Origin of the sequence: Streptomyces sp. NPDC050548, from assembly GCF_044457385.1 — a bacterium.
GTDB lineage: Bacteria > Actinomycetota > Actinomycetes > Streptomycetales > Streptomycetaceae > Streptomyces.
Window position 1 is genome coordinate 1 of sequence record NZ_JBITGV010000005.1, and the last position, 22352, is coordinate 22352.

Consider the following 22352-nt stretch of genomic DNA (forward strand, 5'->3'; position numbering starts at 1 on the left):
CGCGGGGGGCGCCGTCCGGGCCCCCGGCGCCCCCCCCCCCGCGCGGGGGGCGGCCCCCGGGGGGGGGGGGGGGGGGGGGGCCGCCCCCCCCCCCCGGGCCCCCCCCCACCACCGTCACACCCGGGGCGTGATCTCCGCCATCGGCGACCAGCCCCCGCCCTCCACCTCGACATGGATGATCTCGGGCGTCGCCGCGACGACGTCCGGCATCCACGCGATGGCCGTCCTGAAGTGCTCGGAGTCGACGTGGACGGCGCCGGCCTCCGGGGACGCGAACGCCTCCAGCAGCACGAAACGGTTCGGATCGACCGCGTCCACCGACCAGTCGAAGAACAGATTGCCGGGCTCGGCCCGGGTCGCGGCGGTGAACTCTGCGACCCGGTCCAGCCATTCGTCCCGGTACTCGGGGCGGACGGGGAACCGTACGGCGATGAAGATCATGCGGTGCTCCTGGATTGTCGGGACGGCACGCGGAAACGTGCCGTCCCGAGCGTGCCTCCCACGGGCGGGCGGCGGGAGGTGCCCCACCGTGGACACCTCCCCTACGGGGGCGGGCACGGGGCGGTTCACCACCGCGGCCGGCGCCCGTCCCCGTCCACGCGCCCCTATTGGGGCACGGCCGCCGTCCTCGACTGCCGCTGCCACACAACCGCCCTGCCATGCCCGGCCCGGCCCGGCCCGCGAGTTCGACCTACGGGCAGACGTCGTCCAAGCTCGCGTACCCGAGACCTGCGACGCACCGCGTCCCGCGTCGGGGCGTGCCCGGCCCACAGCCGAACGCGCAACCACCCTGCACGGGCTGCGAGTTCACCCCAGGCCCGCCTTGGGGCCCCCGAGACCGGCGGCGGAAAGCGCCCCGCGTGGAGACGCCTCCCGCCCGTACGCCGCTACCGGGCCACCGCCAACCCGCCCGGCACCCGCGCGTACCCCGTCGGCCGGGCCGTGAACGTGCCGCGGCCCTGGGTCCGGCTGCGCAACCTCGTTGCGTAGCCGAAGAGTTCGGCCAGGGGCACGGTCGCCGTGACGAGCGCGGAGCCCGTGCGGGTCGTCGAGGCGGTGATCCGGCCGCGGCGGGCGGACAGGTCGCCCAGGACCGTTCCAACCGCGTCCTCGGGGACGGTGACCGTGACCTCGGCGACCGGTTCGAGGAGAACCGTCTCGCAGGCGCGCAGCGCTTCGCGCAGGCCGAGGCGGCCGGCCGTGCGGAACGCCTGCTCCGAGGAGTCCTTCACATGGGTCGCCCCGTCGGTCAGCGTGACGCGCAGCCCGGTCACCGGGAACCCGCCGACCGGCCCCTCGGTGAGGGCGTCACGGCAGCCCGCCTCCACCGAGCGGACGTACTCCTGCGGCACCCGCCCGCCGACGACCGCCGAACGGAACTCGAAGCCCGGGCCGGAGTCATCGCCGTCGAGCGGTTCCACGTCCAGTACGACGTGCGCGAACTGGCCGGAGCCGCCGTCCTGTTTGACGTGCCGGAACACGAACCCGGACACCCCGCGCACCACCGTCTCCCGGTAGGCCACCCGCGGCCGGCCGACGTCGACCTCCACCCCGGTGGCAAGACGGATCTTCTCCACCGCGACCTCCAGGTGCAGTTCGCCCATGCCGGACAGGACCGTCTGGCCGGTCTCGGTGTCGGTCCGTACGACCAACGACGGGTCCTCCTCGGCCAGCCGGGCGAGCGCCGACGTCAGCCGGTCGGTGTCGGTGCTCCTGCGGGCCTCGACCGCCACCGAGACCACCGGGTCGGCGACCGCGGGCGGTTCGAGGAGGATCGGGGCGTCGGGTGCGCACAGGGTCGAGCCGGCGCGGACGGACTTGAGTCCGGCCACGGCGACGATGTCCCCGGCGACCGCGCGTTCCAGCCGTTCGTGCCGGTCGGCCTGCACCCGCAGGATCCGCCCGATCCGCTCGGTGCGCCGTGTGCTCGGATCCCACACCGTGTCTCCTCTCTCGATCGCGCCCGAATAGATCCGCAGATACGTCAGCCGCCCGGGTCCCGCCGCACTCACCTTGAACGCCAGTGCGGACAACGGCACTTGGGGGTCGGCCGCCCGCTCCTGTTCACCGCCGTCGTACGTTCCCCGTACCGGGGGCACGTCCGACGGCGAGGGCAGGTACGCCACCACGGCGTCCAGCAGCGGTTCGATACCCCGGTTGCGGTAGGCCGAGCCGCACAGCACGACCACACCGTCGCCGGTGCGGGTCAGGTCGCGCAGTGCCGTGCTCAACGTCCCTGCGGACAGGGTGGATTCGGCGCAGAACTCCTCGAACGCGCCCGGGTGCAGTTCCGCCACCGCCTCCTCCAGCAGCCGCCTGCGCCCGCGCGCCTCCGCCAACAGGTCTTCCGGCACCGGGACTTCGGCCACGGGGCCGTCAACGTCCGCCCACACCAGCGCCCGTAGACGCAGCAGGTCGACGACTCCGGTGAAGCCGTCCTCCGTGCCGATCGGCAACTGCACCACCAGCGGCGCCGGATGGAGCCGTTCGCGGATGGAGGCGACGGCGGTGTCGAGGTCGGCGCCCGCGCGGTCCAGTTTGTTGACGAAGGCGATGCGCGGCACGCCGTACCGGTCGGCCTGGCGCCACACCGACTCGCTCTGCGGTTCCACGCCCGCGACGGCGTCGAACACGGCGATCGCCCCGTCGAGGACGCGTAGCGAGCGCTCCACCTCGTCGGCGAAGTCGACGTGTCCCGGGGTGTCGATGAGGTTGACGCGGTGGCCGTCCCAGGCGCAGCTGACGGCCGCGGCGAAGATGGTGATCCCGCGGTCGCGTTCCTGGGGGTCGAAGTCGGTGACGGTGGTGCCGTCGTGGACCTCGCCACGCTTGTGCGTGGAGCCGGTGAGGTAGAGGAACCGCTCGGTGACGGTGGTCTTGCCGGCGTCGACGTGGGCGAGGATGCCCAGGTTGCGGACGGCGGTGAGCGGGTTGGTGACAGGGCGTTCGGTGCGCACGGCCCGTGGCCTTTCGAGAGTGATTCCGTTCAGGGCGGCGCGATTCCCGTACGAGGAAAGAGAGTTGACGTGAAGTCAGATGCGTCGGATGCTCAGCTGCTCGTCACGGGTGTCCGGTACCGGCCGCGCGGCGGGTACCGGAGGGACGAGGACAGGAGGATCACTGCGGTGCGGTCACGCACGGCGGGCTCCCCTCACTCGTCTCACTCGTCAATGGTTGTGGCGAGTGTAGGGAAGCCCGGGGTGGTGGGGCATGCGATTTATCGGGGGCGGGCGGTCAGGCAAGGACGGCGATGGAGTCGGGGTTGGGCAGGGACAGGGAGTTCCCGGTGCCGGTCAGCAGCCCGGCGCGGGGGTCCACGGCGAAGACGTCGAGGGTGTTGCTCGCCTCGTTGGCGACCAGCAGCCAGCGCCCGCTCGGGTGCACGGTGAAACTCCAGGGCTTCAGGCCCCCGCTGGGGATGCGCTGGAGGAGGGAGAGCAGCCCGGTGCGCCGCTCGACCTCGTGCACGACGAGGGTGTTCTCACCGCGACTCGACGCGTAGACGAAGCGGCCGTCGCGGCTGATGGCGAGTTCGGCGCCGCTCTTGGTTCCGGTGAAGTCGGGCGAGTCGATCGCGAGGCTCTGGCGGTGCGTCAGCTCGCCGGATCTGCCGTCCCAGTCGAGGAGTTGGAGTTCGGCAGTGAGTTCGGTCAGCAGGTAGGCCTTGCGTCCGTCGGGGTGGAAGACGAGCCGTCTCGGTCCCGCTCCGGGGTCGCTGGCGTAGGCGCCTGGACCGGTCCCGCCCGGGGACAGCGCACCCGTCGTACCGTCGAAGCCGTAGACGAAGACGCGGTCGGCGCCGAAGTCGGGGACCAGGGCGTGGCGGCGGCCGGGTGCGACGACGACCTGGTGCGGGTGCGGTCCCGACTGGCGTGGGCTGGGCCCCGATCCGGTGTCCACCACGACCGACACGGGTGCGCCGAGTGTGCCGTCCCGGCGGATCGGGAGCGAAGTGGCCAGGCCCGCCTCGAAGTTGGCGACGAGGAGGGTGCGCGTGGACCGGTCCACGCCGAGGTACGACAGGCCGCCGCCTGCCGTGGCTCCGCCGTCCGTGCTCACCTGGCCGAGCTGTGCGAGCGCGCCGGTCGTGCGGTCGACGGCGAAGGCGGTGACGATTCCGCCGTTCAGCTGGCTGCCGACGTAGAGCAGCGGACGGTCCGGATGGGCCGTCACCCAGCCCGAACTGACCTGCGCCACGGGCCCGTTGGACGTCAGGACTCCCTCTACGGGGTCGAACTCGATCCCGTGGACCTGCCCGCCGTTCCAGCTGCCGACGTAGAGCAGGTCGGGTCTCTCCCGTGGAGTGGCTTCGGCGCTCGGTGCTCCGGCGGTCAGCGGCACGGTCGCCGCGGTCGCCGTCGCCGTCATGGCGCCCAATAACGTTCTGCGGGACACAGCCCCTTTGATCTCGACCATGGGAAGCAACAGTTGTCGCGATGCGCGCGGCCGTCCACCGCGCGCACGAAGCTTTGCGTGCGGGTCACGCAAGTTGAGCTTTCGCGATCCGCACGCTCAACTCGGCTACTGATCAGGGGCGTTGGGGCGGGCGAGGCCCAGGTCGTAGGCGAGGATGACGGCCTGGATGCGGTCGCGGGCGCCGACCTTCGCCAGGACGCGGCCGACATGGGTCTTCACCGTGGACTCGGAGACGAAGAGGCGCTCGGCGATCTCGCCGTTGGTCCAGCCCTGGCCGATGGCGAGGAGGATCTCGCGCTCGCGTTCGGTGAGGGAGCGGATGCGGGGGTCGTCCGTCGCCGGAGCCGCCGTAGGGCTTTCCGGTGAGTGTTTCGGCAGGTGCTGGGCGTAGGCGTCGAGCAGGCGGCGGGTGAGGGCGGGGGCGATGACGGCGTCGCCGGAGGCCACCGCGCGGATGCCGGCGAGGAGTTCCTCGGGGTGGGCGTCCTTGAGGAGGAAGCCGCTGGCTCCCGCGCGCAGTGCCTCGTGGGCGTACTCGTCGAGGTCGAAGGTGGTGAGGATCAGGATGCGGGAGCGGTCGCCGGCCGCGACGACCCGGCGGGTGGCCTCGATGCCGTCCATGCCGGGCATCCGTACGTCCATCAGGATCACGTCGGGCCGCAGTTCGGCGGCCATCCGCACAGCCTCGCCGCCGTGCCCGGCCTCGCCGACCACCTCGGTGTCGGGGTTGGCCTCCAACAGCATGCGGAATCCCAGGCGTTGGAGGGGCTGGTCGTCCACGATGAGCACAGTCGTCATGCCGCTCCCCCGATCGCGTCGAGCGGGGTGAGGTCGAGGATGGCCCGTACCGTCCAGCCGCCGCCGGGGGCGGGGCCGGCGGTGACGGTGCCGTGGTAGAGGGCGGCGCGTTCTCTCATGCCGGCGAGTCCGTGTCCTTCGTCGTGGCTCGGTGCGGGTCCTGGAACGGTCCCGGCCGGGCCGGTGTCGTGGCAGTCGATGCGCACCCGGGCGTCCTCGACGTGCACGGTCAGTTCGACGCGGGTGTCGTGGCCCGCGTGCTTGAGGGCGTTGGTGAGGGCCTCCTGCACGATGCGGTACACGGTGAGCTGGACCCCCCGGTCCAGGGCGGCCGGGTCGCCGCCGGTGCGGTACACGACCTGCGGACCGGCCGCGCGGATCCGGGCGCACAACGCGTCGAGGTCGGCGACTCCCGGCTGCGGGCTGAGTTCGGGGGCGTCCGGGGTGGGGCTCTGTACGCGCAACACGCCCAGCATGCGCCGGAGTTCACCGAGCGCCTGACGGCCGGTGTCGCCGATGAGGAGCAGCGCCTGCTTTCCGCGCTCGGGCGCGAGGTCGGTGGCGTAGGCGCCGCCGTCGGCGAGGGTGATGATGACGGAGAGGTTGTGGCCGATGATGTCGTGCATCTCCCGCGCCACACGGGTGCGTTCGGCGGCGGCGGCGAGCTTGGACCGCTGGTCGCGCTCCACCTCCAGGCGGGCCGCGCGGTCGCGCAGTACGGCGAGCTGGGCGCGCCGGATGCGGACCACGAAGCCGAGCGCGACGGCCGCGGTGATGGTGCTGAACAGGACGAACAGAGCGTCCAGGACCGGCACTTCGGACGGCAGCCGCAGCGCGAACAGTCCCAGGGCGGCGAGGGTGACCGCGCAGGCGGCGGGCAGTCGCCGCAACTGCCCGTGCAGGACCAGGCTGTAGAGGGAGATCAACAGCGCGACGTCCGCGCGCAGCCAGACCCCGAGACCGGCCTGGACGAAGAACACCGCGGCGATCAGCGCGAAGGCCAGGGTCGGCCGGCGGCGCCGCCACAGCAGCGGCAGCACCAGGCCCAGCTGGAGGGCGATGGTCGCCGGCCAGGGCAGGTGGATGAAGCTGTTGTCGAAGCCGCGCCGTCGGCCGTCGTCGCCGTCCAGCACGTCCGGCAGGCAGAACATCAGCACGACCAGGACGATCAGAGCCGTGTCCAGCACCCAGGGGTGCCGCCGGTCGCCCTGCTTGACCCGGCGGCCGAACCGGGACAGCCGGCCGGCCACGGGGTGGCTCCACGGGAGGTCCGTCTCCGCGAACAGCACGTGGGCGGGGTCGTCGGGGCTCATCGGTGTCACTGATCCGGGTTCATGGAGGTCACCTGTCCATTGTGGGGCCGCACGCCGATGCGGCATCCGACCGCCGAGCAGGCCGGATGCCGCGTCGCGCGGCTCAGGCGTCGGTCTTCAGCAGCCGGTAGGCGGCACCGCCCAGCGCTAGCGCGGTCCAACCGAGGAAGACCAGGAGTCCGGCGCCGGGCGAGAGGGTCGTCGAGTCGTGGGTCAGCGCGAACATCGCCTGGCCCGCGTTGCTCGGCAGATACGGGCTGATGTTGTCCTGCCAGGAGCTGGGCAGCAGCTCGATCAGTCCGGGCACCAGCATCAGCGAGGCGACCAGCACCGAGATACCGCCGGCCACCGAACGCAGCCACGCGCCCAGCGCGGTACCGATCACGCCGACCAGGCCGAGGTAGAGACCGGCGCCGAGCAGGCTGCGGACGACTCCGGAGTGCGAGAAGGAGAGGGCGGCGGGGGTGCCGGAGACGATGCCGCTGACGATCGGGAACGCGACGAACACCCCGACGAGCGAGACGCCGAGCGCGACCACACCGAACACGGCGGCCTTGGACCACAGCACCGGAAGCCGGCGCGGTACGGCGGCCAGCGTGGAACGGATCATGCCGGTCGAGTACTCGCCCGCGGTGACCAGGACACCCAGTACGCCGAGGGCGAGCTGCGCGAAGTTCGTGCCGAAGAGGGAGATGTCGAGCGCGGTGGAGTTGGCGTCGTCGGGCCTCAAGTGCCCGCCGTCGTAGGACGACTTGTAGTGCGCGGCGGCAATCAGGCCGAACGCGATCAGGAACAGCAGGCCGAGGCCGAGGGTGATCCAGGTGGAGCGCAGGGACCACAGCTTGGCCCACTCGGAACGCAGCACGCGGCGCCCGGTGACCTTGTACGGCGGACGGGCAGGCCGTACGGCTGCGGGTGCGGCGCTGTCGGTGGCGGTGGCGGTGCTCACGCGGCCCTCCCGGGGGTCTCGACGGTGGTGGTGCCGTGGTACTCGACGGCGTCCCGGGTCAGGTCCATGAACGCCTGCTCCAGGGAGACGGTCCGTGCGCTGAGTTCGAAGAGCGGGATGCGGTGCTCGGCGGCCCGGATGCCGATGGCGCGCGCGGTCAGCCCGGTGACGTGCAGTTCCTCGGAGCCGACCTCACCGGTGATCTCCACGCCGGGACCGGCGAGGACCTCGCGGAGCCGGGCGGGCTGCTCGGAGGCCACGGTGACGGTGTCACCGCCCGCGTGCCGGACCAGGTCCTGCACGGTGGTGTCGGCCAGCAGCCGCCCCCGTCCGACGATGATCAGGTGGTCGGCGACCAGTGCCATCTCGCTCATCAGGTGCGAGGAGACGAAGACGGTACGGCCGTCCGCGGCGAGCCCGGTCAGCAGGTTGCGGATCCACAACACGCCTTCTGGATCAAGGCCGTTGACGGGTTCGTCGAGCATCACGGTCGCCGGGTCGCCGAGCAGCGCGGCGGCGATGCCGAGCCGCTGCCCCATGCCGAGGGAGAAGGCCCCGGCCCGCTTCTTGGCCACGGACTGGAGTCCGGTGAGTTCGATGACCTCGTCGACGCGGCGGCGCGGGATGCCGTGCGTGTATGCCTGCGCCATCAGGTGGTCGAACGCCGAGCGGCCCGGGTGGATCGACTTGGCCTCCAGGAGCGCGCCGACCTCTTGGAGCGGTGCAATGTGCTCGGCATAGGGCCTGCCGTTGACCGTGACGGTGCCGGCGGTGGGCGCGTCCAGGCCGACGATCATGCGCATCGTCGTGGACTTCCCGGCACCGTTCGGGCCCAGGAAGCCGGTGACCGTGCCCGGCTTGACGACGAAGTCCAGCCGGTCGACCGCCGTCTTCTCCCCGTACCGCTTCGTCAGCTGTTGCGCCTCGATCATCGCCATCCCTCACGCTCACGTGCCAATGCCCCGACTGGACACCGGCAACGCTAGGAGGACGGGGGCCCGAAACCCGTCGTACCGAGGGGCCGTTGCGGGGGCGGGCGTAGTACCGCGGTACGACTGTGCGCTGCGTGTTGTGTACGTTCCCACTCCATTCGCGCGGACTTCACGTCCACCAACTGCGGGAAATACAACCGTCACACATATTTACAGTGCCTGTTACCTCTCTTACTGTGAACGTTCTCAGAACCCAACCCGCATGCGCATGTCAGTCGACCCAAGGAGGTCGGGTACCCCGTGAAAATCCCGGGCCGCATAGTGAAGGCCGCCTTGCTGCTGGCCGCAGTCGCCCTGCCGGCGGCGATGCTCACCCCCACCGACGCCGCCGCCGCGAACTCGCTCACGATGCTCGGCGCCGACGTCTCGTCCGCACAGCGCGCGATCGATCTCGGCGCCAAGTACTACGACTCCAGCGGGACCGCCAAGGACCCGCTCGACATCCTCAAGGGCGCCGGCGTCAACTACGTCCGCCTGCGGATCTGGAACAACCCCGCCAGCGGCTACAACAACAAGGCGAAGGTGCTGGCCTACGCGAAGCAGGTCAAGGCCAAGGGCCTCAAGCTGCTGATCGACTTCCACTACTCCGACACCTGGGCCGACCCGGGCAAGCAGTACAAGCCGGCGGCCTGGGCGAGCCACGGCATCAGCGCGCTGCAGACCGACGTCTACAACTACACCTACGACGTCTGCAACAGCCTCAAGTCCCAGGGCACCACCCCGGACAGCGTGCAGATCGGCAACGAGATCAACGTCGGCATGCTGTGGGACGACGGCAAGGTCGTCAACAACAGCTTCACCAACCTCGGGCTGCTGCTGAAGTCGGGCTACAACGCGACCAAGGCCTGCAACAGCTCCACCCAGGTGATCATCCACACCGCCGACGCGGACAGCGACTCCAACGCCCGCTGGTTCTACGACGGCATCAAAGCGCAGGGCGTCAACTGGGACATCACCGGGCTGAGTTACTACTGCATGTGGCACGGCACACTGGCCAACATGGGCAGCGTCGTCTCGGACATGAAGTCCCGCTACGGCAAGGACGTCATCATCGCGGAGACGGCCTATCCGTTCACCTCGTCCGACGCGGACAGTACGGCGAACTCGGTGACGTCGGGCTGCTCGGGCTATCCGCTCACCTGGGCGGGCCAGGGCGCGGAGTTCACCGCCGTGCAGAACACGGCGCGCAGCGCGGGTGCGATCGGCGTCTTCTACTGGGAGCCGACCTGGTACGCGGTCACGGGCAACGGCTGGGACCCGGCCAACATCGCGACCAGCGGGGACGGTTGGGACAACATGGCCATCTTCAACTGGACCGGTCAGGTGAATCCGAACGTGAAGTGGACGGCGTAGTGGGGTAGTTCGACGTCCCACGAACGGCATCGCCTGCTTCCGCGGGCGGTGCCGTTCTGCGCATGCGAGGTGCTGGACGTTCAGGGCTGATGATCCGTCAGGGCACGGTATACGGCCGCCGACTTGGGGTTGGCGCGGCAGCGCCACACTCCGTGCGGGCAGTAGTCGCTGATGGTCTGGTAGAGCGGGTGCTGTCCGGCCATCCAGGTGAGCATGCCGCGCATGTAGGTGGGGTTGTCGCCGTTGTCGAACAGGCCCCACTCGGGGTAGGCGATGGGCTTGTGGTGGGCGCGGGCGAAGTCGACCTGCGCCAACAGGCCGTACGGCTCAGTCAGTTGGCCGGTGAAGGACAGGCCCCGGGGGGCGTCGTAGGCATCCATGCCGATGACGTCGACGTAGGCGTCGCCGGGGTAGCAGTCGGTCCAGGGGATCGCGTCGAGGCCGCGGTTCGGGGTGAAGTCGAAGCGGAGTCGCTGGCCGGGGACGGACCGCATCGCGGTGACGATGCGGGTCCAGTACTTCTTCCACGCCGTGGGGTCGGGCGCGCAGCGGTGGGTGTAGGTGGTGCCGTTCATCTCCCAGCCGAGGACGATCTCGGTGTCGGGGACGCCGAGTTGGACCAGACGGCGGGCGAGTGCGCGGAAGTGGTCGTCGTAGTGTCCGCTCGCTCCGTCCTCCAACTCGGCGCGGACCACGTCGTCGGGCAGGTGGGCCTCGTTGCGGTCCAGCATCGGGACGTTGAGGACCAGCAGACGGTCCTGCCGGGCGCGGCGCCACTCGGCCCACTGGTCCAGGTCGCCGGTGGCGCCCTCGATACCGGTCCAGGTGTCGCCGGGCAGATACGCGTGGCCGACCCGGGGTTCGGGCCGGCCGAGCCAGGCGCCGAACTCCGCGACCCGACGGACGGCTTCGGGTCCGTAGCCGACGTACGCGCCGTAGGCCGTCGGCGGGCCGGACGGGTGGGCCGGGGCCGCCTGCGCGGGCCGGGGCGAGGGCTCGCCACCGGGCACACAGGCCGGTCCGGCCAACAGCACGAACGCGAGGACGACGGTGAACAGGGCCGGCAGGCTGCGGCGCGTCCCGTGCGGGGCCACTGGACGCCTCTCCTTCTTCCCGGGTGCGTGGGGCGCCGGACGGCTCCGACGCCCGAGCAACGTACCAGCGCGGGGCAGAAGATGACGTAGCACGCCATTCACGACATGCACGGGAAGTGGCGCCGCGGGTCCAGGTCTTGTCGGTGCTCGGCACGCCGGACGAGGTGCCGGGGTTCGTGCTCCGCACTCTGTGGCCGCCGACGGGTTCACCGGGGTGGTGATCCGCGCCGACCGGTGCGCGGAGGCGGCGAAGCGCGTCGCGGCGGTCGCAGGACCGGTATCACGTCGGCCTCGCCCCGGCCGGCCAAGTGACGGACGCCGCCGGGGCGATGGCCGTCGCGGACGTCGTCGACCACGACCTGTTCGTGGCGGCGGTCGCCGCGCCCGGCGCCTGGCGACGACCGCCACGGGACCGACGAACAATCAGATCCCCGCGCGGCCCTTCTGCCCTCGCACACCGTGGCCGCTCATCTCCCCAGCCCCTCCCGGAAGTTGAACGTCACCTCCCGGGGCGGTCCGCACGTCGCGCCGACCGCCCCGGTTCCGTGACACCCTCGGCTCAGTTCCCCGTTGTGCTCGCTCCGTCGGGGTCCGTGCTCGTGCCCGCCTCGTCGGGGTTCAAGTGCCAGCGCCAGTTGGGGCGTTCGTAGGCGACCTCGAAGCCGAGGCGGAGCATGTTGTGCAGGGAGCTGTTGTGGGTGCCGGGCTGTTCGGCGCCCGTCTCGGCGACAAGTACCCGGCAGCCGAGCTTGCGTGCCGCGCGGGCCCGGGCGGCGAGCAGCGCGGTCTGGCCGCCGCGACCGCGTGCGTGGGGCAGTACGGCGCCGGCGAACATCTGCGCCGTCTCGCCGCGGACGAGCAGGGTGCCGGTGCCGACCAACTCCCCGTCCAACCAGGCGGCGTAGGGATGCCAGCCCAGCCGGGTCACGGTCGAAGCGGCCATCTCGGCGTAGTGCTCGACCGGTGTGCCGAAGGCCCGCATCATCACCGTGCCCCATTCCAGGGCGTCTTCGGCGGCCAGCGGGGTGACCCGGATGCCGTCGGGCTTGTCCAGGGCGTCGGCGCGGGCGACGGCCTCGTCGGTCGGGCAGACGAGCTTGACCCAGGACGGGGCGCGGACGATGCCCTCCCGCGCGCAGATCTCCGGCCAGTCCTCGGGCAGGAAGGCGGGCGCGATCTGCAGAACGGCCTGCGGGGTGCGCTCGGCGCGGTAGAAGTCGCAGACCTCCTCGACCAGTTGGGCGGTGACGGGGGCGGTGACTCCGAAGCCGAGGGCCTTGCTCCAGAAGTGGGTGCTGTCGTTGCGCATCGACAGCACCACCCCGCCGCCGATGCGGGTGGCGCTCATGCCGAGCGCGGTGCGGACGTGCTCGGGGGTCTCCGTCTGGAACCGGTAGAGGGCTTCCGCCTCGGACTGCTCGGCGACGGACGGCTGGACGACGGTCGTCAAGGTGCTGCTTCTTTCTCGGGTGGTCCCGGGAGGGACACGCGGGCAGCCCGCCTGAGGGGAACAGGCGGGCTGTCGCGGAGAGTTGACAGGTGGTCAGGTTGTCAGAGGGTTCGAGTAGTCGGGGGTGCAGGTCGTCAGGAGGTGCAGGTGGTCAGTGGGTGTCGGAGGGAATGGCGGAATGGCGTATCGGGTGGCTCCGGTGACCCGGTACGGAGCGCACGGTCAGGCCCGGTCGGCGGCGGCCTGCTTGATCAGTTCCACGACCGCCTCCGGCCGGGAGACGTAGATGGCGTGACTGCCCTCGGCCTCGGAGACCGTGGCGCCGGCTCGCTCGGCCATCTGGTGCTGGACCGGCGGCGGGATCATACAGTCCTCGGTCGTGACGAGGTACCAGCTGGGCCTGGTCCGCCAGGCGGGCTCGGTGATCGTGCCGCCGAGTGCGTCCAGGCCCCACGGCACCTGGGCGTCGGCCAGGAACGCGGCGTCCTCGGCCGGCAGGTCGCCCGCGAACGACGCGGCGAACTTGTCCCGGTCCAGGAACAGGAAGCCGTCGACCGGCGGCAGGATCGGCGGCACGGGCGCGCCGGGTGCCGGGTCGGCGACCAGGGTGCCGACCGACTCGTCCTTGTCCGGCGCGAAGGCCGCGATGTAGGCGAGCGCGGCCACCTTGTCGTGGCGGCCGGCCTCGGTGATCACGGCGCCGCCGTAGGAGTGGCCGACGAGCACCGCCGGACCGTCCAGGGCGTCGAGCGCGCGGTGGGTGACGGCGACGTCGCCTTCGAGGGACAGGGTCGGGTTCTGTACGACGCTGACGCGGAACCCGTCCTGGGTGAGCAGGCGGTACACGGACTGCCATCCGGAACCGTCGACGAATCCGCCGTGCACGAGGACGATGTTCTTGACGGCGCTCATGCCGTTGCTCCTTGTTTCTCGGAAACCCTCCGGACGGCTCCACGCTAGGCCGGGCCGTTCACGGGGGCTTCGACCGAATGACCTAGTTTCGGCCCGCGGCCTCGACGAACGCGGTCACCGCCTTCGCAAAGGCCTCCGGTTCCTCCAGATGCCCGAAGTGCCCGCTGTTCTCCAGGATCACCAGCTCCGAACCCGGGATGAGTTCGTGGAGTTCCTCGGCCCAGCGCACTCCGCAGATGACGTCGTGGCGGCCGACGAGGACGAGGGTCGGCACGGTGAGCGCGCCGAGGGTGGCGCGGTCGTCGACGACGTCCGGGGTGTGGCCCTCGTCCAGTCCGGAGATGTGGGTGGCCGTCACGGCCTCCCGGACGGGGGCGAACTCGACCTCCCGGCCCCAGAAGTCGGCGAAGTAGGCGGGGAAGAGTCCGCGGGCCACGGCGGTGGTCCCCACGTCGTCGGAGATGCCGGGGATGTTCTGGAACGCTTCAACGACCTCGGGGAGCCCGGGGTTGTCGGCGTGCCGGGCGGCGAATTCCTGCACCAGGCGCATGGCCTCGGCGCCGTGCTCGGGGCCGGTCACCGGTGCGCTCTCGTAGAGGATCACGCCGGCGAGGCGGTCGGGGTGGTGCAGGGCGTGGTGCTGGGCGACGAAACCGCCGTGGGAGTGTCCGAGAAGGTGCACCTCGGGGACGCCGAGGTGGTCGATCAGTGCCGTGAGGAAGCGGCTGTAGCGGGCCCGCGTGTAGCCGTGCGGGTGGGCGGGCAGCCGGCCGGAGGCGCCGGTGCCGACGGGTTCCGGGTAGACGACCGTGAGGTGCTCCTCCAGCGCGGGCATGCGCAGGTACTCCCAGAAGATGCCGGGTCCGCCGGAGTGCGCGACGCACACTGGACCGGTCCCGTGGACGTGGTAGCACTGTGTGACTCCGTCGATCTCGACGGTGTGCGTTCCGGTGGCGAGCGGGTCGGTCGAAGGGGTGGTGCTCATGGGATCTCCTTGTCCGGCACGTGGCGATGACACGGACAGGACGCGGGAGAAAGGGCGAAGTTCGAAACGGGTCGCGTGATGCCCGTCACACCAGGAGGGAGTGCGGGACCGGTACCGGCCGGGGGTGGACGAGGCGGAGGCGGTGCACCCGTCCGGCGCCGTCCAGGCTCATCAGCCAGGCCACGGCGGGCGGGCAGTGCTCGGGGTCGTCGGCGGGGTTGGTGATGTCCATCTCCCAGACGACGAGCGACCGGCTCGCCACGGCGTGCGCGAGGTGCTGCCGTACGCCGGCCTCCAGGTCGCACTCCATTCCGCGCACCAACAGGCTTCTGCCGCCCACCGGTTCACCGCCGCGGACCAACGCGGCCTCGGGCGACCACCGTTCGGTGATCAGCTTGCCGAAGTGTCCGCTCTCGGCCGCCTCCAGGGTCTCGCGGGCCTCTACGCGGCTGGCGCGGGTGCGGCGTCCGGCGTCGCCGTGCGGGGCGTCGGCCGTGGCGGCGAGGGCCAGCGCGAGCCTGGCCCGGCCCTGGCTCAGGCGGCTGCGGACGGTGCCGACGGGGATTCCGCAGGCCTCCGCGATCCGCTCGTACGAGGTGACGCCGACGCTGAAGTGCCGTAGTACCAGGGGCAGTCGGAGCGCGGGCGACAGTTCCTCGATGGCCTCCCAGATCCAGTCCCGCATGGTGTGGTGCTCCAGCCACCGTTCCGGGCCGGACTCCGTGGCGGGCACATGGAGGTCGTCGAGGGGCCGGAGGTCGACGCTGCCACGCAGCAGCGAGCGGGCGGTGTTGCGCACGATCATCCGCAGCCACGGCCCCACGGCCTCCGGGTCGCGCACGTCCCCGATCCGCCGCAGGGCGGTCAGCGCCGCGTCCTGCACCACGTCGTCGACGTCGGGCCCCGGCCCGAGCACACTCACCGCGACCGCCCGCATCCCGGCCCGGTGCCGCTCAAGGAGCAGCCCCAGGGAGGCGACGTCACCGGCCTGCGCGGCCAGGGTGAGCGCCGCGTCCTCGATGCGCGTGATCTCGCCCGTGTTGCGGCTGCTCATGCTGTTCCTCTTCCGGCGTTCCCGTCCGTCCCCACGAACGTAACGGGCGCGCCGCGTGACGTCACATCGCGGGGTGGTCCGACCGGGTCGGTCCGGCCCGGAGCGGGCTCGGGCGGGCCGGTCGCCCGCTACCGCCACACCTGCGCCGCCACCCGCCGGAAGTTGCCGCCCAGGATCGCGGCGACGGCGTCCTCGGGATATCCCCGGACCCGCAGCGCGCCCCCGACGGTCAACAGGCCTTCCGGCGGCATGAATTCGATCGGTCCCCAGCGGGTGTAGCACTCGGGGTACAGCTCCGGGCTCTGTTCGAGCATCGCGTTGAAGTCCCCTTCGTCGAACGGGTAGTCGGTGGACACCCCGACGTGTTCCGGTCCGACGAGGTCGACCGCGTGGTCGATGTGCCGTACGAGGGCCGCCACGGAGGCGTCGTTGGGGCCGAGGAAGATGCCGACGCCGGTGATCCCGACGACCCCGCCCGTTGCGGCGCACTCAATGGCCTGTTCGTCGGTGATGTTGCGGGGGTGGTCCCACACCGCGCGCATGCCGGAGTGGCTGTAGACGACGGGGAGTTGGGACACCTCGCACAGGTCGAGGCCGGTACGGGCACCGCAGTGCGAGCCGTCCGCCACCATGCCGACGGCGTTCAACTCCCGTACCAGCGCCCGCCCGTAGCCGGTGAGCCCCTCGTCGACCGGGTCGAGGCAGCCGCCGCCGGCCGCGTTGCGGGTGTTGTAGCTCGGCAGCATGGTGCGCACACCGAGGTCGTAGAAGTACCTGACCCGGTCCAAGTCCCCTTCCAGCGGCCCGGAGTCCTCCAGGTCGAAAGCGACCGCCACCTGCCTCGCGCGCACGGCGGCGTCGATGTCGTCGACGGCGGCGACCAGTCGCAGCCGGTCGTCCGCCGCGATCCGCTCCCGCCAGCTCGTCACCAGGCCGGTGACGTCGTCGGCGCCGTGCGGCGCGTAGCCGACGTTCACCGAGACGAAGCTGCCGCCGGGTCTGCGGTAGCGGGCCAACTCGCCGACATCCGCGTGCCGTTCGAGTGGCAGGCAGCAGTGCTGTTCCCAGAGGAGGGGCGGGCGGCGCGCTTCCACGGATTCGTTCGACACCGTACGGATCATGCCCGCGTCGGAGCTACTCCGTCGAGGGCGACCCCGTGCTCCCCCGCACCTCAAGCTTCGGCTCCGTCAACACCGTCTCCTCCGCCCGCCTCGGGTCCTTCATCCGAAGGACGAGGAGCTGCGCGGCGCGGCGGCCGATGTCATGGCTGCCGTTGTCGACGGTGGTGAGCCAGAGGTGTCGTAGGCGCGCGAGGTATGTGTTGTCGTAACCGACGAGGGACAGGTCCCGAGGCACCTGGAGGCCCAGTTCCTCGGCCGCCGAGAGCGCGCCAACGCACGCGATGTCGTTGAAGGCGAAGACGGCCGTGGGGCGTTGCGGGGCGGTGAGCAGGCGGACCATCGCGCGGTAACCGCCCTCCTCCGTGTGGTCGCCCTGTTCGACCGTCGCGAGGTCGGTCAGGCCGTGGGCGTGCATGACCTCTTCGAAGGAGGTGCGGCGGAGTGCGCCGGCGACGCCCTGGCCGGCAATGTGGGCGATGCGGCGGTGGCCCAGATCGATGAGGTGCTCGGTGGCCAGGATGGCACCGTACGAGTCGTCGCCGGCCACGACGTCGACGTTGGGCAGGACCGGCTCGACGGCGCCGGCGATCACCGTGGGGATGTGGGTGGCAGCGGTGAGGAGTTCGTCGGAGCCGGGGAGGGTGCCCACCGCGATCAGGCCGTCGACGCGGAGTTCCGTGAAGATGCGCGTGAGGTCCTCGCCGAGATGGCGGTTGAGGCGGCCGTCGGCCAGCATCATGTGCAGGCCGTTCTCGTGCAGGCGGGAGCCCAGGCCGTCGAGGAGTTCCACGAACCAGGGGTTGCGCAGGTCGTTCAGCAGGACGCCGACGGAGCGGGTGCGGCGCTCGCTGAGGCTGCGGGCGGCGGCGTTCGGGCGGTAGCCGAGTTCCTCCACCGCGGCCAGCACGGCCTGCCGTTTTTCCGGTCGTACCTGCTCGGAGCCGCGCAGCACCAGGGAGACCAGGGATTTCGACACCCCGGCCCGCTCGGCGACATCACGGATGGTCGGAGCGCTCATGGCTGGACCGTTCCATGCGGTCGCGCCCCATGTCAAAGGCGCGGACACTCGGTGTTGACGGCCAGGTATTGACATTAGGACGAACGGGTTTCACTGTGACGAGGATAGTTTATGGACCGGTCCAAAGAAGGGCAGTCATGGTGACCTCGCTCGGTGTAGCCGTCGTGGGCTTCGGATGGATGGGGCGGGTGCACACCCAGGCGTACGCCCGTGTCCCGCACCACTTTCCGCAGCTGACCGTGCGACCGGAGCTCGTGTCGGTCGCCGAGGACGTGCCCGGGCGGGCCGAGCAGGCGGCCGAGCAGTTCGGCTTCGCCTCCACCACCCGCGACTGGCGCGACGTGGTCGCCGACCCGCGTGTGCAGGCGGTCAGCATCACCGCGCCGAACTTCCTGCACCGCGAGATCGGCGTCGCCATGGCCGAGGCCGGCAAGCACATCTGGATCGAGAAGCCGGTGGGCCTGTCGACCGCGGACGCCTCCGCCGTCTCCGACGCCGTCACCAAGGCCGGAGTCCAGGGCGCGGTCGGCTTCAACTACCGCAACGCGCCCGCCGTGGAGGCCGCCCGCGACCTGATCGCCTCCGGCGAGCTGGGCACGGTCACCCACATCCGCGTCCGCCTCTTCAGCGACTACGCGGCCCACCCGGACGGCGCCCTGACCTGGCGCTACGAGCTGGAGCGCGGCGGCCACGGAGTCCTCGGCGACCTGGCCTCGCACGGCGCCGACCTGGCCCGCTACCTCCTCGGCGACATCACCTCCCTCGCCGCCGACACCGCGATCTTCCTGCCGCAGCGGGCCCGCCCCACCGGTGCGACCGCGGGCCACGCGCTCGCCACCGGCGGCGAGTTGGGCCCGGTGGAGAACGAGGACTACGTCAACTGCCTGTTGCGGTTCGCCTCCGGCGCCCGGGGTGTCCTGGAGGCGTGCCGGGTCTCGGTCGGCGAGCAGAACAACTACGGTTTCGAGGTGCACGGCACCAAGGGCGCGGTGTTCTGGGACTTCCGCCGGATGAACGAACTGGCGGTCAGCCGCGGCACCACGTACCAGGACCAGCCCGTCACCACGGTGTATGTCGGCCCGGGCGACGGCGAGTTTGGAGCGTTCCAACCCGGCGCGGCGAACGCGATGGGCTACGACGACCTCAAGGTGATCGAGGCCTACCGCTTCCTGCGCTCCGTCGCCGAGGGCAAGCAGTACGGTGCCACGCTCCCGGACGCCGTGCACAGCGCGGCGGTACTGGACGCCATGGTGCGCTCCGTCGAGAGCGGCGGCTGGGCCAGCCCGGCATAGAGCGGAACCTAGGTACCCCTTGCGCACCCCCTCCCCTCGACTGGGTGCACCGATCTCCCGGGGTTCGCGCCCCCCGCACCCACCCGGCACCGCAGGCCGGTCCCACCGCCAGGGGAACGGAACGTCGCGGGCGCCGGCAGTGTTGGTCAACCCCACGGCTGTCATGGCAAGGCGCCCGTCACCGCACCTCCCCTGGCGGTGCTCACATGGGGCTGCCCCTGTCGGCGGGGGCAGCCCTCGGACACCGGTGGTCAGCCGCGCCCGGCCCGCTCGTACATGGTCTTGGCGGTGGCGCCCAGGATCTCGCCGTACATCTTGGTCGGCGTGAAGCCGTCCAGCGCGCTGTTGACCGAGACGAGGGTGCCCTTCCCGGTTGCCTCGTCGAACCCGGCCAGCCACGGGCCGCCGCTGGAGCCGCCGGTCATGTCGCAGGGGATCACCTGCTGGCCGTTCTCCTTCTTCTCCGTACCCACGCAGCGCAGGAGTTCCTCGCCGAGCTGTGGGTGGGTGGCCGGGTAGCCGAAGGACGAGATCTTCCCGCCGACCGCGCGGTTGAAGGCGATCGGCGTTCCACCCACGACGTCCGTGAGCCTACGACCGCTCTTGTTCGCGTCGACCACCATCGCGGCCACGTCGTTCGTGCCCTCCTCGGCGAAGGTGCGCGGCGTCAGGACGGTACGGACCGCGAAGGCACCGTACGGCTGCTTGCCCTTGCTGTAGGCCGGGACGAACACCATGGACATGTTGGTGTTGTCGGGCGAGGCGGCGCGGCGGACGCAGTGCCCGGCGGTCATCACGACGGACTTGTTGGCGCTTGTCACGGCGGTGGCCGTGCACCAGGTGTCGGACCCTCCGGCGTTGACCATGAAGAGCCGCCCCACGGTCTTCAGCTCTGGACCGGTCCACGTCTTGGTCTTCGGCCCGGTCGGCCCGAGGTCCACGGACTTCCCCACGGCCTTGATCCGGGCCGGCGTCCAGTAGGCGAGGGCGTCCTTGCGTTCCTGGGCGGTGAACCCGAAGGAGGACACCGGGTCGGGCGCAGCAGCGGCGGCACGGCCGGCGCCGGAGACGGCCGTGGCCGAGACGGGGACCGCGAGCGCGAGGGCCGCACCGGCCACGGCGAGCGCTGTGGCACGGCGGATCGGGCGTCGGCTCCCGGGAAGGGGGCTGTCGAACATGGGGGGATGTCTCCTCAGGTGGTTCAGGTGGTTCAGGTGGTTCAGGTGGTTCAGGTGATTGAAGTGGTTGATGCGGCCCGGATCGGCCCGGCTACGCGCAATCCAGGAGAGGTAAATCCGGTGATCCGGGTTGCGTCGCCGGGTCGGCGGCCGTCTCGCGGAGAAAGGCGAGGAACTCCCCCACCGTGCAGCTCCAGAGCTGGCGTTCCACCAACGCCGTGTGCCGGCGGGCGAGTTCGTGATCGTCGCCGTAGGCGAACCTGACGACGAGCGGGCCCCCGAACTCGCGGATCTCGATTCCGCTCGGCTGTACCTCGTCCGCCGAGTGCAGGCCCACCGCGATGCCGATGATCTCCCAGACCAGCACGCCCGCTCTCCTGAACGCGCCGTCGGACGAGGTGTGCCACACCACCTCGAAGTGCTCGTGCGCGGGTGCCCCGGGGTCGGGCCGCCGGTCCACGTCGTTCGATGTACTGGACACACCTGCGTCCTTTCTGCTCGGCAGGGAAGTTCGCGGCACGGTCTGCCTAGTAGAGGGCGTCCGAGATGCTGGTCAGCCAGTAGGTGGTGTTCAGGGAGCTGTCGATCCAGACGCCCTTGGCGGGCAGCGGGACCTTGACGCCGGAGCCCACGAAGTCGAGCGCACGGTTCTGGAAGATCACCGAGAGCGTCTTCGCGGTGTAGCCGCCGGAGCCGCTGCCGTCGGCGCTGGAGAGGTTCACCCCCGCGTAACCCGACTGTCCGGGGCGGAGCGTGGTGACCGCCTGCGGCTGCGAGTCCTTGTCGACCGGCGGGACGGCCTGGGCGTCCTGGAAGTTCAGGGCCGGGTAGCCGTACAGGTAGCAGGTCTTGGAGCCGGTGTTCTTGACGGTCAGCAGCAGGTGGTTCAGCGGACGTGCCACGGTCTGCGCGGTGACCTTGGTGTTGGCGACGGTGCAGGTGACGCCTCCCGCGGTCGCCTGGGATCCCTTGGATCCGGTGGCCTTGGAGGTGGTGCTGCCGTGGCCCGACTTCGAGACGGTCTCGGCCGCGTCCGTACCGGAGGTACCCGTCTCGGTGCCCCCGGTGTTCCCCTTGGGCGTCGCGGTCGAGGAGTTGCCGCTGTCGGCGACGGTGGTCGGGGGGTTCTTGGCCCCCGTGTCCTGGCCGGTTCCGCAGGCGGTCAGTGCGAGTGAGGCGGCTGCGGCGAAGCCGGCCGTGAGGAGTGCCGTGCGGTGGCGGAAGAAGGTGCTGGACATGATCGTGCTCCCCGTGAGTGCGGTGTTGGAAGGCGAGCCACCCGGTTCGTGGTGGGTCTCGCTGCGAACAACCGCAGCTTGCGTGGCGATCCGTCCCAGCCGCCAGGGCAGTCGGGGGAAACGGGAAGCTGGAACGCTCCCGCAGGGGCTGAGCTGCGGGAACGTACCTTCCCTGGAACGCGTGGACGGGACGGGCACCGGCCGTTGGAACGGTCCAGCCGGTGCCCGTGCCGCACGTTCAGCAGTACAGGTTGCCGCCCGGGGTGGTCCCCAGGATCGAGGTGAAGCGGTTGTAGGCGTCCACGCGGCTCTGCACCTGGGCGGGGCTCTTGCCGTCGCACTCCACCGAGCCGTTGATGCTGCGGATGGTCTGGCCGAAACCGGCGCCGTTGACGATCGCGTTGTGCGGGGTCATGGAGCCGGGGCCGCTCTGGGTGTTCCAGTACCAGAGCGCGGTCTTCCAGGCCACGGCCGAGTCGTTCTGCACCAGCCAGGGGTTGTTGAGCAGGTCGATGCCCAACGCGTCCCCGGCCGCCTTGTAGTTGAAGTTCCAGCTGATCTGCAGCGGACCGCGCCCGTAGTAGGCGGACTGACCGGCCGGGCAGCCGTACGGCTCGTTCCAGTTGCAGTACGTCGGGTAGTTGGCGGTGTTCTGCTCGACTATGTACACCAACCCGCCCGTCTCGTGGCTGACGTTGGCGAGGAAGGCGGCGGCCTCCTGCTTCTTCGTGGTGTCGCTGCCGGTGTTGGCGAAGCCCGGGTAGGCGCTGAGGGCGGCGGTGAGACCGCTGTACGTGTAGAACGAGTTCCGGCTCGGGAACATCTGGTTGAACTGCGCCTCGCTGACGACGAAGTTGCCGACCGGCGTGCCCGATCCGCCGTCGCAGGCGTACGGCTCCCAGAACCAGGTGCTGATGACCGGGTCGTAGCCCGGGTTGTCGTGCTCGGCGATGTACGCCTTGCCGTCGGTGTAGCGGACGATGTTGCCGGTCACGTACGACTGCCCGGCCACCCAGTTGGGATAGCTGGAACAGGACGCGGCGGACGCGCCGGCGGCGGGGAGGACCACGGGCGTAAGGCTACCGAGGACGAGTGCGGTCAGTACTGCGGCGATGCGGCGTCTCGACACAGGGTTCAACTCCTCTGTGGAGCACGGCCGTACCCCGCCAAGGGCAGGGCGAAGCGGAGC

General features: G+C 70.9%; 20 protein-coding genes. 2 read left to right on the top strand and 18 right to left on the bottom strand.

Annotated elements, in window-relative coordinates:
* Positions 1-114 precede the first annotated feature (114 nt).
* The 7 genes from ACIBJH_RS15665 to ACIBJH_RS15695 all read right to left on the bottom strand — a co-directional run bounded on the left by ACIBJH_RS15665 (position 115) and on the right by ACIBJH_RS15695 (position 8408).
* Entirely contained in the window at positions 115-441 is a 327-nt protein-coding gene (locus ACIBJH_RS15665) for a putative quinol monooxygenase (RefSeq protein ID WP_399117380.1), read from the bottom strand.
* A gap of 446 nt (positions 442-887) precedes the next feature.
* On the bottom strand, positions 888-2957 hold the full coding sequence (gene fusA / locus ACIBJH_RS15670) for an elongation factor G (protein ID WP_399117381.1): 2070 nt from the start codon (positions 2955-2957) through the stop codon (positions 888-890).
* 277 nt (positions 2958-3234) lie between these two features.
* A complete protein-coding gene (locus ACIBJH_RS15675; RefSeq protein ID WP_399117382.1) occupies positions 3235-4368 on the bottom strand; it encodes a lactonase family protein in 1134 nt (377 codons plus the stop codon).
* 153 nt (positions 4369-4521) lie between these two features.
* Positions 4522-5214: a response regulator gene (locus tag ACIBJH_RS15680; RefSeq protein WP_399117383.1), complete on the bottom strand. Its 693-nt coding sequence runs from the start codon at positions 5212-5214 to the stop codon at positions 4522-4524.
* Entirely contained in the window at positions 5211-6527 is a 1317-nt protein-coding gene (locus tag ACIBJH_RS15685; RefSeq protein WP_399117384.1) for a sensor histidine kinase, read from the bottom strand. The genes ACIBJH_RS15680 and ACIBJH_RS15685 overlap by 4 nt, the downstream gene beginning before the upstream one ends.
* A gap of 103 nt (positions 6528-6630) precedes the next feature.
* A complete protein-coding gene (locus ACIBJH_RS15690; protein WP_399117385.1) occupies positions 6631-7476 on the bottom strand; it encodes an ABC transporter permease in 846 nt (281 codons plus the stop codon).
* On the bottom strand, positions 7473-8408 hold the full coding sequence (locus tag ACIBJH_RS15695; protein ID WP_399117386.1) for an ABC transporter ATP-binding protein: 936 nt from the start codon (positions 8406-8408) through the stop codon (positions 7473-7475). The genes ACIBJH_RS15690 and ACIBJH_RS15695 overlap by 4 nt, the downstream gene beginning before the upstream one ends.
* Positions 8409-8708: 300 nt before the next feature.
* Between ACIBJH_RS15695 and ACIBJH_RS15700 the strand changes: the two genes are divergently transcribed.
* Positions 8709-9821: an arabinogalactan endo-beta-1,4-galactanase gene (locus ACIBJH_RS15700; RefSeq protein WP_374195596.1), complete on the top strand. Its 1113-nt coding sequence runs from the start codon at positions 8709-8711 to the stop codon at positions 9819-9821.
* An 80-nt stretch (positions 9822-9901) separates the two neighbouring features.
* Here ACIBJH_RS15700 and ACIBJH_RS15705 read toward each other — a convergent pair whose 3' ends face one another.
* The 7 genes from ACIBJH_RS15705 to ACIBJH_RS15735 all read right to left on the bottom strand — a co-directional run bounded on the left by ACIBJH_RS15705 (position 9902) and on the right by ACIBJH_RS15735 (position 17455).
* Complete coding sequence (locus tag ACIBJH_RS15705; protein ID WP_399117387.1) at positions 9902-10915, bottom strand: glycoside hydrolase family 26 protein; 1014 nt, start codon at positions 10913-10915, stop codon at positions 9902-9904.
* A 559-nt stretch (positions 10916-11474) separates the two neighbouring features.
* Positions 11475-12365: a GNAT family N-acetyltransferase gene (locus tag ACIBJH_RS15710; protein WP_399117388.1), complete on the bottom strand. Its 891-nt coding sequence runs from the start codon at positions 12363-12365 to the stop codon at positions 11475-11477.
* Positions 12366-12587: 222 nt separating this feature from the next.
* Positions 12588-13277: an alpha/beta hydrolase gene (locus ACIBJH_RS15715; protein ID WP_399117389.1), complete on the bottom strand. Its 690-nt coding sequence runs from the start codon at positions 13275-13277 to the stop codon at positions 12588-12590.
* A gap of 82 nt (positions 13278-13359) precedes the next feature.
* Positions 13360-14262, bottom strand: coding sequence for an alpha/beta fold hydrolase (locus tag ACIBJH_RS15720; RefSeq protein ID WP_399117390.1), 903 nt, complete (start codon positions 14260-14262; stop codon positions 13360-13362).
* A gap of 85 nt (positions 14263-14347) precedes the next feature.
* Positions 14348-15316: an RNA polymerase sigma factor gene (locus tag ACIBJH_RS15725; protein WP_399117391.1), complete on the bottom strand. Its 969-nt coding sequence runs from the start codon at positions 15314-15316 to the stop codon at positions 14348-14350.
* 128 nt (positions 15317-15444) lie between these two features.
* Positions 15445-16425 carry a dipeptidase gene (locus ACIBJH_RS15730; protein WP_399117392.1) on the bottom strand — a complete coding sequence of 327 codons (981 nt, stop codon included), beginning with the start codon at positions 16423-16425 and terminating at the stop codon, positions 15445-15447.
* Between the two features lie 25 nt (positions 16426-16450).
* Positions 16451-17455, bottom strand: coding sequence for a LacI family DNA-binding transcriptional regulator (locus ACIBJH_RS15735; protein WP_399117393.1), 1005 nt, complete (start codon positions 17453-17455; stop codon positions 16451-16453).
* Between the two features lie 137 nt (positions 17456-17592).
* On the opposite strand from ACIBJH_RS15735, the gene ACIBJH_RS15740 reads away from it, so the two are divergent.
* Positions 17593-18747: a Gfo/Idh/MocA family protein gene (locus ACIBJH_RS15740; RefSeq protein WP_399117394.1), complete on the top strand. Its 1155-nt coding sequence runs from the start codon at positions 17593-17595 to the stop codon at positions 18745-18747.
* 251 nt (positions 18748-18998) lie between these two features.
* Here the strand turns inward: ACIBJH_RS15740 and ACIBJH_RS15745 are convergent, their stop codons facing one another.
* From ACIBJH_RS15745 to ACIBJH_RS15760, 4 genes are all read right to left on the bottom strand, one after another.
* Entirely contained in the window at positions 18999-19925 is a 927-nt protein-coding gene (locus ACIBJH_RS15745) for a trypsin-like serine peptidase (protein WP_399117396.1), read from the bottom strand.
* A 91-nt stretch (positions 19926-20016) separates the two neighbouring features.
* Entirely contained in the window at positions 20017-20406 is a 390-nt protein-coding gene (locus ACIBJH_RS15750) for a hypothetical protein (protein WP_399117397.1), read from the bottom strand.
* A 46-nt stretch (positions 20407-20452) separates the two neighbouring features.
* Positions 20453-21163, bottom strand: a complete 711-nt coding sequence (locus tag ACIBJH_RS15755; RefSeq protein ID WP_399117398.1) for a DUF4232 domain-containing protein — start codon at positions 21161-21163, stop codon at positions 20453-20455.
* A 238-nt stretch (positions 21164-21401) separates the two neighbouring features.
* Positions 21402-22292: a glycoside hydrolase family 19 protein gene (locus ACIBJH_RS15760; protein ID WP_399117399.1), complete on the bottom strand. Its 891-nt coding sequence runs from the start codon at positions 22290-22292 to the stop codon at positions 21402-21404.
* Positions 22293-22352 lie beyond the last annotated feature (60 nt).